The sequence below is a fragment of the Marinobacter sp. EN3 genome (assembly GCF_000475315.1).
Classification (GTDB): domain Bacteria; phylum Pseudomonadota; class Gammaproteobacteria; order Pseudomonadales; family Oleiphilaceae; genus Marinobacter; species Marinobacter nauticus.
Genome location: NZ_AXCC01000030.1, coordinates 81,537 through 94,465 on the forward strand (window position 1 = coordinate 81,537; position 12,929 = coordinate 94,465).

Here is a 12,929-nt window from a genome sequence, read left to right on the forward strand (position 1 = left end):
TCGTTACTAAACTTTACAATTTGCCAAGCCTGTCAAGGTCTCCCGGCGGCACATCTCCTAAAGTAGCGGCACAACCTCTAACAAGGATAAATGGTTGCCGCGATGAAACGTCTGATCAGTGTTACCGTTCCTCTGCTGTCACTTGCGATCGCCGGCTGTGGCGATGAATCCGATGAGCTGCCGGTTGATGGCCGGGAGTTCGATGGTGTTACCTACAGCGAGCGGGCGCCCTACCAGGGGCGTGTGATCGACGGATACCTCAACAATGCCCGGGTCTGGCTGGATCTTGACGACAATGGCCAGTACACCGCAGGGCCGGTGGAGATTGAGCTGGACAGCGGTAATACCCACATACTCGAGGACGGCGAGCCAACCGTGATGAGCGGTCCCGGCGGGCGGTTTTCCATGGACGTTTCCGCACTGGATGTTCCGCCATCGATCGGCGCAAACCTGGACCCCAGGGATTATCCGCTTTATGCCCTCGCGATTCCCGGCCAGACACTGGAGGAGCGTAGCTACGGCGATGAGCCGGTCAGCCGGGCGTTTTTGATGTCAGCCAGCCCCGGCGTAACCAATATTACCCCCCTGACTACGCTGGCCCGTTTCCGGAGCCTGGCCGGGCAGTGGAATACTGAAAATCCGATTCCGGATAACCGCTTTGCGGATCTGGACGGTATCAATCTGTGGAAGGACTATATCCTTGCCAATGACGACCGCGCTCACGCCTATGCCCGGGCGCTGGCGCGGTTCATGGCCAGCCAGATTCCTGATGGCTACAACGATTACCTGGCAGGGAATGGCAGTGACGGCAGCGAAGCCAGTCTGTTACCGCGTGACGGGGTGTACCTGCTTGGTTATTCGGTGGTGCAGAACGTTGATGAGGTTATTGCCATTGTCGATGCCGCTGTGTCCGGTGGCAACTACGGCAATGTGGATACCGATACGCTGGTACTGCCGGATGTTGATGTGGAAGTAAGCAATCCCAGGCTTCTGGTGAGTCAGCGGATTTCGGCACGGCCAACCCGATCAGACGTACTGCCTACCAATACCTCTGATCTCGGTGCCTCGGCTGAGCTGTCTTTTGAATACAGTGAAGGTGGCAGGCTGCTGGCCGTATCCAGCCGGGGCTGCATGGGTATCTCGTTGCCAGAGATGGCCCGCCTGTTTCAGGCCGATGGCTATATGACCAATCTGAAGACTCAGTGGCTGCCATCTTCCTCCCTTTCGCCCCAAAGTGCCGTCTGGTACGACGAGGAGGGCGTGCACGAGCGTCTGGAGTTTGCGTGGGAGAATGGCACGGCCAGTCTCGATACCGTCACTACGTGTCACGAGCAGACGCTCGGGGTAACGCCAGGGGGAACCGAGCTGGATGGTATCAGTGACATCAGCTGGGTTTGGGATGAGCAGACCGGGACTCTGCTGGAATCCGTGCCCGGCAGAGCTGATGATCGCGTGCTGACATTAGAGGAGGCCAATTCGCCAGCGGACATTCTGGATGGCGAGCAGTCGCAACGGGATCTGGTCAGTGGGTATCGGCTGACCGCGGGCGGTGGCCTGGAAGCAGCCGTTGAGTTTGCAGGTGGTGGAGCCTCCTGCGCGCCCCAGGGTGTTGCGCCTAACGATACCGAGCGCAACGGCCAGTATGCGACCCGGCTGTTTCCCTTCTCATTTACCAGTGACGTTGCCGCTTCCGATCTTTTCGGGGCTGGTGCCTATGAATACGATATTGATGAGCGTAATGGCGTCTCTTTTGCCCGCTTGCTCCGGTTCCCGTTCCTGGATCGGGCGACCGCAAATAGGCCAGAAGTGGATTCTGCGAACGGGGCGTTCCAGTGGCAGCTGTTTTACGACGCACTGAACAGCGAAGAGCTGGATATGCAGCGTCCGAACCTGCTCAAGACGGCGTATCTGGTCGATTTCGTCGCCACATCCGATTGCGGTGACGGTCCTCTCGACCGGCCGGGCCGGGCGTATTCCACAGTGGAGTACGAGTACCAGAGCCTCTCGGACTATCTGTTGGACAGGCTGTCGGAGTAAGGCGGTTTGCGGAAAGGGCGATGGATGTTCTGTCTGTCGTCCTTCCAGACAGCACAAAATGCTCGGCGTAAATACGGCGAGTTCGACGTCAGATGCTGCTGATTTTTTCGGGATTTTTAATTTCTTAGGCCATTTTCTGGGGAAGAAAATGGTGCCGAGGAGAGGACTTGAACCTCCACGGGGTTGCCCCCACTAGCACCTGAAGCTAGCGTGTCTACCAATTTCACCACCTCGGCAGGTGATTTGCAGATTCGCGTATAGTTTATTGAAAACCTAGCGTTTCTGCCAGTTGTGAGGAGTTGCCCCTCAACCGATGGCGCGTACTTTAATGATTCGTTCAGGTGCTGTCAAACATTTTTTTCAAAAAAGTTTCGGCGGCAGAGTCTGACGATTTCAGGGTATTTGTGCCTATATTGGCGCCCTTGTTAGGCAGCATTCCCATCCCAACGTTATACTGCATCAAACATGAATGATGCCGCACGGTTTGCGGTGAGACAGAAAGGATCCGAATGGTTTCCAGGAAGAACAAACAAAGTGACCCTCATGCCCAGCGTGAGGCCCAGAAATATGACAACCCCATCCAGAGTCGGGAGTACATTCTCCAACATCTGAAAGAGCGGGGCGCGCCGGCCACGCACGAGACCCTGTGTCAGGAACTCGGGCAGACGTCCGCGGAAGGGATTGAAGCGTTGCGCCGTCGTCTGATTGCGATGTGCCGTGATGGACAGTTGATCTGTAACCGCCGTGATGCGTTTCTGCCGATAGAAGAAGCGGATCTGGTCACCGGGCGTGTGGTTGGACATCGTGATGGTTTCGGGTTTCTGATCCCCGATGATGGTGGCTCCGATCTGTTTCTGACCGCCCGGCAGATGCGCCAGGTGTTCCACGGTGACCGGGTGGCCGCCCGGGTGGATCAGGTGGATGATCGTGGGCGCCGGGAAGGCAAGATTGTGGAAGTGCTGGAGCATCGTACTTCCCAGATTGTCGGTCGGTTCTTTAAAGAAAGCGGCATCGCTTTTGTGGTGCCGGAGAACGCCCGGATCAATCACGAGATACTGGTTCCGGATGAGCAGGCGGGTAAGGCGGTTCACGGCCAGTATGTTGTGGTGGAAATCATTCGTCAGCCGACGATTCGAACCCAGCCCACCGGCCAGGTTATCGAGATTCTGGGCGAGCACATGGCGCCGGGAATGGAAATCGATGTGGCCATTCGTTCCTACGAAATCCCGCATAGCTGGCCGCCCGCGGTCGGTGAACAGGCCGCCTCGATTCCCGCGGAAGTGGCAGAGAAAGACAAGGCAAACCGGGTGGATATCCGCAACATGCGCCTGGTGACCATCGACGACGAGAGCGCTCGTGACTTCGATGATGCCATTTACTGCGAGCCTCGTCCCCGTGGTGGCTATCGGTTGGTGGTGGCCATCGCTGATGTCTCCCATTATGTCCGCCCGGGGTCGCCACTGGATGAAGAGGCCATTCAGCGCGGTAACTCGGTGTATTTTCCGGACCACGTGGTGCCCATGCTGCCGGAGAAGCTCTCCAATGGCCTGTGTTCCCTGAACCCGGATGTCGACCGTCTGTGCATGGTGGCCGACATGACCATCAGTGCCGCCGGTAACATCAGCGGCTACACCTTCTATCAGGCCGTAATGCGCAGCCATGCCCGGCTGACCTACAACAAGGTCAGTGCCATGCTGGAGCATCCGGATACGGAGCAGGGCTACAAACTCAGCGCCCACTATGCGGATCTGCTGCCGCATCTGCACAACCTGTATGACCTCTACAAGTTGTTGCGAAAGGCTCGCACCGAGCGTGGGGCCATTGATTTCGAGACCACGGAAACCAAGATTGTTTTCGATGCCCAGCGCAAGATTGAGGAAATTGTTCCGGTGCACCGGAACGATGCCCACAAGATTGTCGAAGAGTGCATGCTGTGCGCCAATGTGGCGACGGCCCGCTTCCTCAAGAAGCACAAGATTCCGGCGCTTTACCGGGTGCACGACGGGCCTTCGGAAGAGCGTCTGAGCAATCTGCGCCTGTTCCTGGGTGAGCTGGGATTGCAGCTGGGCGGCGGCGACAAGCCGTCATCGGCAGATTACCAGGCCTTGCTGGGTCAGGTGGCCGACCGCCCGGATGCCAATGTCATCCAGATGGTGATGCTGCGCTCTCTGAGCCAGGCTGTGTACAGTCCTGAGGAAGCCGGGCATTTTGGTCTTGGCTTCGCCAGTTATACCCACTTCACGTCGCCAATTCGACGTTACCCGGACCTGATTGTGCATCGGGCCATCAAGTCCCGGATCCATAATCCCGAGGCAACCAAAGATCTGGTGTCCCCGAAGGTGCACGATCCCGAATTGGCTGAGTATCCCTACGATTATGCCCGTATGGAGCAGTTGGGTGAGCATTGCTCCATGACCGAACGCCGGGCCGACGATGCCACACGGGATGTCATGGCCTGGCTCAAGTGCGAGTTCCTGCGCGATCACGTGGGCGAGGAGTACGATGGCATTATCGGCGCGGTGGTGCCGTTTGGCTTCTTTGTTGAGTTGTCCGATATCTACATCGAAGGTCTGGTACACGTCTCCACGCTCAGTGGTGACTACTTCCATCACGATGCCGTCAAGCATCGTCTGATTGGTGAGCGCACGGCGGTCAGCTTCCGTCTGGGTGACGAAGTGCGTGTCCGCGTGGTGCGTGTCGATCTGGAAGACCGCAAAATCGATCTTGAGCTGGTAAGTACCCCCAGGCGCCGGAAGGCAGACCGCGATGCGCTGGAAGTGTCCAAGCGCGAGCCGCGGGGCAAGGGCAAGGGTGATCGCTCCGGTAAAGGGCGAAAAACCGGTAAGCCGGCCAGCGCCAAGGAAAAGCTGGCAGCAGAGGCTGCCCGGGAGGCCCGGTCCAAATCGGCCAAAGGTAAACCGTCAGGCTCGGGCCGTAAGCGCAAGAGTCGCAAATAACACGTTACGCAGGAATTGATTGTCAGTGTCTCAGGAATATGTATTCGGCTGGCATGCCGTAGATGCCGTGCTGAAAAGAGAGCCGGAGCGGTTGCAAAGGGTCTGGATTCAGACCGGTCGTCAGGACAAGCGGGTGAAGTCGGTTACCGATGCCCTTGACGGTCTGGGGGTGCCCTGGAAAGTGGTGCACCGGAAAGAGTTGGATGAGCGGGTGTCGGGTGTCCACCAGGGTGTTGTTGCTGCCGTTGCGGAAAGCCGGGAGTGGACCGAGGATGATCTTCTTGCCCAGTTGGCCGCCAGCGACAAGTCGCCATTCCTTCTGGTGCTGGATGGCGTGACGGATCCCCATAATCTGGGTGCGTGCATGCGTACCGCCGATGCGGCGGGAGTGCAGGCCGTGATTGTGCCCAAGGATAAATCTGCCTCGTTGACACCGGTTGCCCGAAAGGTCGCCTGTGGGGCGGCAGAAACGGTACCGTTTGTCCGGGTGACCAATCTCGCCCGTTTCCTTCGGGAGTTGAAGGACCAGGGCGTGTGGTTGATTGGTACGGCCGGTGAGGCGGATGCCACCTTGTATCAGGCTGATTTCAAGGGGCCGGTTGCTCTGGTGATGGGCGCCGAAGGTAAAGGTATGCGCCGGCTGACCCGTGAACATTGTGACCAGTTGATCAACATCCCGATGCTCGGCCACGTCGACAGTCTGAATGTGTCTGTGGCGACCGGTGTCTGTCTTTACGAGGCGCTGCGCCAGCGCCTCGGTTAAACCTTGCACAAACAGGCCTGCGGGCCTAGAATACGTCACCCCTTTTTCAAGGGGTGGTTTTTTATTGCCTGTTTCATGGCAATAAGGAGCTTCGCTTTTGATCAAGCCTTTCTTGTAAAGCCTTATTGATAAAGCAAAAAAGAAACCGGCAGCAATTGCTGTCACCTCCTTGCTTTCACGCTCCGGCCACAACCACTGGTATGGCCAGCAGGAGAAGAAAGCTGTTTAAACCGTAGGGAGAACTCATGCGTCACTACGAAATCGTTTTCATGGTACATCCGGATCAGAGCGAGCAGGTGCCCGCGATGATCGAGCGTTATACCAGCGTCATCACTGAAGATGGCGGCAAGGTACATCGCCTGGAAGATTGGGGCCGTCGTCACCTGGCTTACCCGATCAACAAGATCCACAAGGCTCACTACGTGCTGATGAACATCGAATGTTCACAGGCCGCGATGGACGAGCTGACTCACAACTTCCGGTTTAACGACGCCATCATCCGTGACCTGATTCTGCGTCGCGACGAGGCCGTTACCGACCTGTCTCCGATGAAAGCCGCTGAGTCCCGTGAGGACCGTCGTTCCGGCGGAGACGATCGTCCACGTCGTTCAGCTGACTCTGAAGAGCGTCAGAGCGCATCCCAGGACGAAGAAGAGTAATTAACCGGAGTTAGGAGTTACGTTATGGCTCGTTTTTTCAGACGTCGTAAGTTCTGCCGCTTCACGGCAGAAGGTGTTAAAGAGATCGATTACAAGGATCTGGACACCCTGAAAGGCTACATCACTGAAACCGGCAAAATCGTGCCCAGCCGCATCACCGGCACCAAAGCACGTTATCAGCGTCAGCTGGCTACCGCTATCAAGCGTGCCCGCTACCTGGCACTGCTGCCGTATACGGACGGTCACGACCACTAAGTTTTAACGGACAGGACCCGGGACCATGCGTGCACTGGCACAGTATGTAATGCGCGGTCCCCTGCAGGCTGGCGGGGTTGCAGCGGTTACCACCGCAGTACCCTTACTGTTCTGGATTGGCGCAGCGGTAACTGGCCTGGTCGTTCTTCGACTGGGCATTCGCCAGGGGCTCAATATTGGCCTCTGGGCTTTGATTCCGGCGATCGGGTGGGCCGTTTACGGCCAGGATCCCACGGCGCTGGCGGTGCTGCTGCAGGTGATGCTGATGGCATCCATTATCCGGACGACGTTGTCCTGGGAAAGAGCGCTGTTGTCCGGTGCCTTTCTGGCGATACTGACCGGGCTGATGTTGCCTATGATGTATCCGGCGCTGCTGAACGATCTGGTTCAGGCTGGTGTCGAGGTTTACGAGCAGTACAACACTGAAATGGCCCGTGCGCTGGGTGGTGAACTGGAACAGGTTATCCGGGACACCATGAACGCCAGCATGGCCGGTACCTACTTTGCCACCGCCATCGGTATGACGATGCTGGCAAGGTCGTGGCAGGCGGGGTTGTATAACCCCGGTGGATTCCGCAAGGAATTCCATGGCCTCAGGTTATCGCCGGCGGTAGCCGTAGTGTGCGCCATCACCATGGTGGTCGGCCCGATTCTTGGGCTGAATGCCATACTGCTGGCCTGGGCTGCGGGCACCCCGCTGGTTCTGGCCGGGTTGGCTCTGGTGCACGGTGTGTTTGCTCGAAAGCAGTGGAGCGGAAACTGGCTGGCAATGTTTTACGTTGCTCTGGTTCTGCTGGGTCCCAATCTGTTGATGCTGTTAGTGGTTCTGGCTTTTGTGGATAGCTGGCTGGATATCCGGGGGCGTATACCCGCCGGTCCGGCTGAATAAAGCACGAAGAGGTTAACGAGATGGAAGTTATTCTGCTCGAGAAAGTCGCAAACCTTGGCTCCCTGGGTGACAAGGTAAAGGTTAAGGCCGGTTACGGTCGTAATTTCCTGCTGCCGTACGGCAAGGCCGTTCCTGCTACGGAAGCAAACGTAAAGGCGTTTGAAGAGCGTCGCGCTGAGCTGGAAAAAGCTGCTGCTGAGAAGCTGGCTGCTGCCCAGGCCCGTGCCGAAGCTCTGGAAGGCGCTTCCTTCACCATCACCTCCAAGGCCGGTGAAGAAGGCAAGCTGTTCGGTTCTATCGGTGTTCGTGACATTGCCGACGCAGTGTCTACCGGTGGTACTGAAGTCGAGAAGAGCGAAGTTCGTCTGCCGGAAGGCCCGATCCGGGTGACTGGCGAGTACGACATCGAACTGCAGCTGCACACAGACGTTGAAGTGACCATCAAGCTGGCGGTTGTTGCCGAGTAATCGGTAGCCCAGTGACAGGTCGATTCAACCAGCACTGAAGCCGCAGGTTTCTGTGCTGAAAAACGGGCCCGAGCCGGAGACGGTTTCGGGCCCGTTGCTTTCTGGTATTCTTGTCATCTCGTTTGTTCATTTCCCTGATGTCGGTGTCTATGGCCAATCCCACTCTGAAACCTGCTTCTATTGATCCGGAAACCAGTCGCATCAAGGTCCCGCCGCATTCGGTCGAGGCTGAACAGGCGGTGCTCGGCGGCCTGATGCTGGACAACCGTCGGTTTGACGAGATCGCCGAAATTATTTCAGCGGCTGATTTTTACCGGCAGGACCATCGCCTGATTTTCGGCGCCGTGGAGCGCCTGGCCAGCGAGAGTGAGCCGCTGGATGTGGTTACCCTGGCCGAGTTTCTGGAACGGACCGGCGATATCGAGGATGCCGGTGGCCTGTCTTATCTGGCTGAACTGGCCGAGAAAACACCCGGCGCCGCCAACATTCGGGCCTATGCTGACATTGTTCGTGAACGCTCCATTCTGCGGCAGTTGGTGGAGGTGTCCGGCAAGATCTCCGATTCCGCCTTCAACCCGCAGGGGCGGAAAAGTAACGATATCCTGGACGAAGCCGAGCGCAGTGTGTTCCAGATTGCCGAGGCGCGTACCAAAGAGGGCTCTGGCCCCAAGGCCATTAACCCCATTCTGGCCACCACACTCAGCCGCATTGAAGAGCTGTTTGAGTCTGGCGAGCAGACGACCGGTTTGACCACCGGATTCCGGGATCTGGACGACCAGACCTCCGGTATGCAGCCGGCCGACTTGATCATTGTGGCGGGGCGGCCCTCTATGGGTAAGACCACCTTTGCCATGAACATTGTTGAGAACGCCCTGATCAGCACCGGCACCCCGATACTGGTGTTCAGTATGGAGATGCCCGCAGATGCGCTGGCCATGCGTATGCTGTCGTCGCTTGGTCGCATTGATCAGACCAAAGTGAGGGGCGGCAAGCTGGAAGAGGATGACTGGCCCCGGCTTACCTCTGCCGTCAGTCTGTTGAAGGATAAGCCGCTTTATATCGATGACACTCCGGGGCTGAGCCCGACAGAAATGCGCTCCAGGGCCCGTCGGGTGGCGCGGGAGAACGGCGGCAAGATTGGCCTGATCATGGTCGACTACCTGCAGTTGATGCGGGTGCCGGGTAACACTGAAGGCCGGACTGCGGAGATTTCTGAAATCTCACGCTCACTCAAGGGTATTGCCAAAGAACTGGGCTGCCCGGTTGTGGCGCTGTCCCAGTTGAACCGGAGTCTGGAGCAGCGCCCCAACAAACGCCCGGTCAACTCGGACCTGCGGGAATCCGGTGCGATCGAGCAGGATGCCGATGTGATCATGTTCGTATACCGGGATGAGGTCTACAACGAGGATACGCCGGATAAGGGCATTGCCGAGATCATTATTGGTAAGCAGCGGAATGGCCCGATCGGTACCATCCGTCTCGCGTTCATCGGTAAATACACCAAATTCGAAGACCTGGCGCACGGCGATTACAGCGATTACGGTGGGGATTATTAATGCCACGCCCCACCGTTGCCCGCATTGATCTTGACGCCCTGAAACACAATTTCCGCCGGGCCCGGGAACTGGCCGGAACCGCCTATGCCATGGCGGTGGTCAAAGCCGATGGCTATGGCCATGGCATTCGCTCGGTTGCTGATGCTCTGGCCCCGGAGACCAGCCGGTTTGCGGTGGCCTGTATCGAGGAAGCCATAGCCATTCGCGGTGCCGGCCATCGACACAGCGTGGTGCTGCTGCAGGGCACCCATCAAAAGGATGATCTGGCCGAATGTGAGCGGTCGGGTTTTGAACCGGTGCTCCACTGTCAGCAACAGTTATCGTGGCTCGGTGTGGGGCGTTCTCCCAGATTCTGGATCAAGGTCAATACTGGCATGAACCGTCTGGGCTTCCGGCCCGAAGAGCTGCCGGAGGTGATGGCCGGGCTTGAGGAAGCGGGCCTGAAGCATCTTGCGATTGGTTTTGTCACTCATTTTGCCTGTGCCGATGATTCGGACAGCGAAATGACCGGGCTCCAGACCCGGATTTTTGAGCGGGCAGTAGCCCCCTGGCCGGATTTGATGCGTAGCGTTGGCAATTCTGCGGCTCACTTTCGCCCGAATCAGCCGCTGTACGAGTGGAGCCGCCCGGGGATCATGCTCTACGGGGCGTCACCCATGGAGGGCAAAACCGGTGCGGAGCTGGGGCTTTGCCCTGCGATGACCTTGCAGGCGCCTCTGATTACCACACGCGTGGTCCCTGCCGGGGAGTCGGTAGGGTATGGCGCTTCCTGGACGGCCAGTCAGGATACCCGGATGGGCATGGTGGCCATTGGTTATGCCGATGGCTACCCGCGTCACGCGGGTACCGGAACGCCAGCCGCTGTGCGCGGCCAGCGAATCCGTTTGTTGGGGCGGGTCTCCATGGACATGCTGGCGGTAGACCTGAGTGCTGTCCCTGAAGCCCGCGAGGGCGACCTGGTGGAGCTCTGGGGCAAAACCGTGAGTGTCGACGAGGTGGCCGGTTACGCCGGTACCATTGGCTATGAGTTGCTCACCGGCGTTACGTCGCGGGTGCCTCGGGTTCATGAATGATTTCTTCGATGAAATCGAGAATCGCCGCCAGGCTGCGGTCGTCCAGTTTCTTGAGGACTTTGTGAATCACCATTTTGCTGCCCTTGAGCATGCTACTGATGCCCATTTTGGCCATTCCCATCATCATGCTGCCGGCATTCAGGCGGCGTAGTGGCTCAAGGAAAAAGAAATCCAGCCCGGATTCGGTCAGTTCAACGATGAGCTCATACAGCTGGTCGATGGCCTGCTTGTCGGCTTTGCCGCGGCCTTTGAGCTCACTGACGGTATAAAGAGCCCGGGTTCTTAGTTCATCGGGGATAGGGGCCACTATATGGCTCTGTTGTTTCAGCATTGGGATTCCCGTTGTTGTATGCTTGTCGATCCGGGAGCGTTCACCGGCTCCCCGTAAGGCTGACGTTTCAGGCTGCATGATACTGCAGTAAAGTAGTGTTCCGAGCCATTGGCCCGAGTGTTTCCTGACATCCGTCACATCAGTGATATTCCGGAGGCGTTGTTTCCACGTGCATGTACTTGTTGTTCACGACTATGGCCCGCTTGGCAAGGTGCTGTTGGAGCGCCTGCGGGAAACGCATCTGCGGATCAGTCCTTTGCTGGTCAGTGATCCTGCCAATGTCGACCTGCATGCCCTGGATAACTGGATTCCTGAAGACACTGCGCTGATTATCAATGCGTTGTGGCTCGCGGATCCGGAAAAGGCGGAGAAAAACCGGGAGGCGACTCACGAAGCGGCGTTTTCATTGCCGTTGGCGCTGGCCGAGCATGCCCGTGAGCGCAACATGGCCTTGCTGCAGCTTTCTTCGTGTTACGTGTTTGATGGTCGGAAACAGGGTGCCTACATTGCGTCGAATCCGGGGCAGCCTGTTAACGAGCTGGGCCGCTGGCAATGGGAATGTGAGCAGGCCCTGAGAACGCAGCTCCCGCGGCACATTATTCTGCGTACCGGCTGGAGCCTGGCCCGTTTTATCGGCAAGGTTCAGCGAAGCACGGCGCAAGGTGGCCTGTCTTTGCCCGGCCGCTGTCAGGGGCAGCCGGTGGCGGTGAAGGATCTGGCGAGGGTGATCGTGGCAGTGGCGCTTCAGATTGATTGTGGTGCTGAAGTCTGGGGCACCTATCAGTATGCCGGGGCAGAGGAGATCAACCTTTACGAGCTGGGGTTGGCGATTGCCGGCATGCCTGGCATTCCTGAAGGAATCAAGGTGGTGGACGAGGTGCCCGACTGGGGCCACATCGAACCGGTAAACACCACTATGGTCTGTACCAAGATCCGCAATACCTTCGGCATAAAACAGATGCCGTGGCGCACCTGGTTGTCTGAAGAGGTGGCGATGTTGAAGGAATCGAACAGCGCTGAGCGGGTTCCGGCAAATTCCTGAACCCGCTCAGGGTGTGTGACTGGTTAGTGCTTACTGGCCCTGACGGGCGAAATCCCGCGTTACCATTTGCAGCGCTTCTACATCCAGCAATTCCACTTCCCGCCCACGGGCGCGGATGATGCCCTGATTCTGGAAGCGGGTGAATACCCGGCTCACGGTTTCAACCGCCAGGCCCAGGAAGTTGGCAATGTCGTTCCTGGCCATGGGCAGGCTGAAATTGGTCGCCGACATGCGCCGGCGACGGAAGCGGCTGGACAGCGACAGCAGCAGCGCTGCAATGCGCTCTTCAGCGGTGTTCTTGCTGAGCAGCATGGCCAGCTGGTGACTGTTCTGGATTTCCTGGCTCATCAGGTGATACATGTGGTGCTGCAGTTCCGGCAGCTTGCCGGTGAGTTCCTCCAGCTTGTCGACCGGGAATTCACAGACGCTGGTACGTTCCAGTGCTTTGGCAGTGCAGGCATAGTTCTCGCTGCTCATGCTGTCCAGCCCCACCAGTTCACCAGGCATGAAGAAACCGGTTACCTGTTCTTCACCGCCTTCGGTAATAATGGATGTTTTGATGGAGCCGCTCTTGACCGCAAAGCAGGAGCGAACCGGGGTACTCTGATCGAAAATATGCTCGCCGCGGTTATAGATTTTTCCCTGCTGGACAATGTCCTCAAGGCGATCAAGATCGTTCTCTTCAATGGCCAGAGGTAGACACAGGTTGCTCAGGCTGCACTGGTGACAGGAGGCCTTGAGAGGAGATACTTGGTGAAGTCGAATTGCCTGGGCCATAGTTGACGAACCATCCGGGTTGATCCATTCAAAACCGCACCGAAGAAATGTGCGGTGCGTCCTCAGCCCTCTGCAGGCAAGGCTTTTGCCTGCGTTCGGGGCGGACACCCTGGGCGATCCGGA

General features: G+C 57.8%; 12 protein-coding genes and 1 tRNA gene. 10 read left to right on the forward strand and 3 right to left on the reverse strand.

The genetic code is table 11. The features are described 5' to 3' along the window. Positions 1-102: 102 nt before the first annotated feature. Entirely contained in the window at positions 103-2,037 is a 1,935-nt protein-coding gene (locus Q675_RS30650; protein ID WP_031211455.1) for a hypothetical protein, read from the forward strand. Between the two features lie 149 nt (positions 2,038-2,186). Here the strand turns inward: Q675_RS30650 and Q675_RS30655 are convergent. Further along, a tRNA-Leu gene (locus Q675_RS30655) sits at positions 2,187-2,273 on the reverse strand. A gap of 273 nt (positions 2,274-2,546) precedes the next feature. On the opposite strand from Q675_RS30655, the gene rnr reads away from it, so the two are divergent. The 8 genes from rnr to alr all read left to right on the forward strand — a co-directional run bounded on the left by rnr (position 2,547) and on the right by alr (position 10,656). Further along, complete coding sequence (rnr, locus tag Q675_RS30660) at positions 2,547-4,994, forward strand: ribonuclease R (RefSeq protein WP_011785851.1); 2,448 nt, start codon at positions 2,547-2,549, stop codon at positions 4,992-4,994. 25 nt (positions 4,995-5,019) lie between these two features. After that, positions 5,020-5,757 (forward strand): 23S rRNA (guanosine(2251)-2'-O)-methyltransferase RlmB, encoded by a 738-nt coding sequence (gene rlmB / locus Q675_RS30665; RefSeq protein WP_023011456.1) that lies wholly within the window; start codon positions 5,020-5,022, stop codon positions 5,755-5,757. Between the two features lie 245 nt (positions 5,758-6,002). After that, positions 6,003-6,416: a 30S ribosomal protein S6 gene (gene rpsF, locus Q675_RS30670; RefSeq protein WP_011785849.1), complete on the forward strand. Its 414-nt coding sequence runs from the start codon at positions 6,003-6,005 to the stop codon at positions 6,414-6,416. A gap of 24 nt (positions 6,417-6,440) precedes the next feature. Beyond that, the gene (gene rpsR, locus Q675_RS30675; RefSeq protein WP_011785848.1) at positions 6,441-6,671 is read left to right on the forward strand and encodes a 30S ribosomal protein S18; all 231 of its coding nucleotides are present in this window, start codon (positions 6,441-6,443) and stop codon (positions 6,669-6,671) included. Between the two features lie 25 nt (positions 6,672-6,696). Further along, complete coding sequence (locus Q675_RS30680; RefSeq protein WP_023011457.1) at positions 6,697-7,560, forward strand: hypothetical protein; 864 nt, start codon at positions 6,697-6,699, stop codon at positions 7,558-7,560. Positions 7,561-7,580: 20 nt separating this feature from the next. Continuing rightward, positions 7,581-8,027 carry a 50S ribosomal protein L9 gene (gene rplI / locus Q675_RS30685; RefSeq protein ID WP_011785846.1) on the forward strand — a complete coding sequence of 149 codons (447 nt, stop codon included), beginning with the start codon at positions 7,581-7,583 and terminating at the stop codon, positions 8,025-8,027. A 149-nt stretch (positions 8,028-8,176) separates the two neighbouring features. Beyond that, the gene (gene dnaB, locus Q675_RS30690; RefSeq protein ID WP_023011458.1) at positions 8,177-9,583 is read left to right on the forward strand and encodes a replicative DNA helicase; all 1,407 of its coding nucleotides are present in this window, start codon (positions 8,177-8,179) and stop codon (positions 9,581-9,583) included. After that, entirely contained in the window at positions 9,583-10,656 is a 1,074-nt protein-coding gene (alr, locus tag Q675_RS30695; protein ID WP_023011459.1) for an alanine racemase, read from the forward strand. The genes dnaB and alr overlap by 1 nt, the downstream gene beginning before the upstream one ends. On the opposite strand, the gene Q675_RS30700 is transcribed toward alr, so the two are convergent. Next, a complete protein-coding gene (locus Q675_RS30700) occupies positions 10,625-10,987 on the reverse strand; it encodes a hypothetical protein (protein WP_022991953.1) in 363 nt (120 codons plus the stop codon). The genes alr and Q675_RS30700 overlap by 32 nt on opposite strands. A 169-nt stretch (positions 10,988-11,156) precedes the next feature. Here Q675_RS30700 and Q675_RS30705 point away from each other — a divergent pair, with 169 nt between their 5' ends. Continuing rightward, positions 11,157-12,029 carry an SDR family oxidoreductase gene (locus Q675_RS30705; RefSeq protein WP_014420686.1) on the forward strand — a complete coding sequence of 291 codons (873 nt, stop codon included), beginning with the start codon at positions 11,157-11,159 and terminating at the stop codon, positions 12,027-12,029. A gap of 30 nt (positions 12,030-12,059) precedes the next feature. Here the strand turns inward: Q675_RS30705 and fnr are convergent, their stop codons facing one another. Further along, the gene (gene fnr, locus Q675_RS30710; RefSeq protein WP_023011460.1) at positions 12,060-12,806 is read right to left on the reverse strand and encodes a fumarate/nitrate reduction transcriptional regulator Fnr; all 747 of its coding nucleotides are present in this window, start codon (positions 12,804-12,806) and stop codon (positions 12,060-12,062) included. Positions 12,807-12,929 lie beyond the last annotated feature (123 nt).

What these genes read in the sequence shown, in the direction of transcription:
- Q675_RS30650 (WP_031211455.1), top strand. Translation starts at nt 103, where the DNA reads ATGAAACGTCTGATCAGTGTTACCGTTCCTCTGCTGTCACTTGCGATC.
- rnr (WP_011785851.1), top strand. Translation starts at nt 2,547, where the DNA reads ATGGTTTCCAGGAAGAACAAACAAAGTGACCCTCATGCCCAGCGTGAG.
- rpsF (WP_011785849.1), top strand. Translation starts at nt 6,003, where the DNA reads ATGCGTCACTACGAAATCGTTTTCATGGTACATCCGGATCAGAGCGAG.
- rpsR (WP_011785848.1), top strand. Translation starts at nt 6,441, where the DNA reads ATGGCTCGTTTTTTCAGACGTCGTAAGTTCTGCCGCTTCACGGCAGAA.
- Q675_RS30680 (WP_023011457.1), top strand. Translation starts at nt 6,697, where the DNA reads ATGCGTGCACTGGCACAGTATGTAATGCGCGGTCCCCTGCAGGCTGGC.
- rplI (WP_011785846.1), top strand. Translation starts at nt 7,581, where the DNA reads ATGGAAGTTATTCTGCTCGAGAAAGTCGCAAACCTTGGCTCCCTGGGT.
- dnaB (WP_023011458.1), top strand. Translation starts at nt 8,177, where the DNA reads ATGGCCAATCCCACTCTGAAACCTGCTTCTATTGATCCGGAAACCAGT.
- alr (WP_023011459.1), top strand. Translation starts at nt 9,583, where the DNA reads ATGCCACGCCCCACCGTTGCCCGCATTGATCTTGACGCCCTGAAACAC.
- Q675_RS30700 (WP_022991953.1), bottom strand. Translation starts at nt 10,987, where the DNA reads ATGCTGAAACAACAGAGCCATATAGTGGCCCCTATCCCCGATGAACTA.
- fnr (WP_023011460.1), bottom strand. Translation starts at nt 12,806, where the DNA reads ATGGCCCAGGCAATTCGACTTCACCAAGTATCTCCTCTCAAGGCCTCC.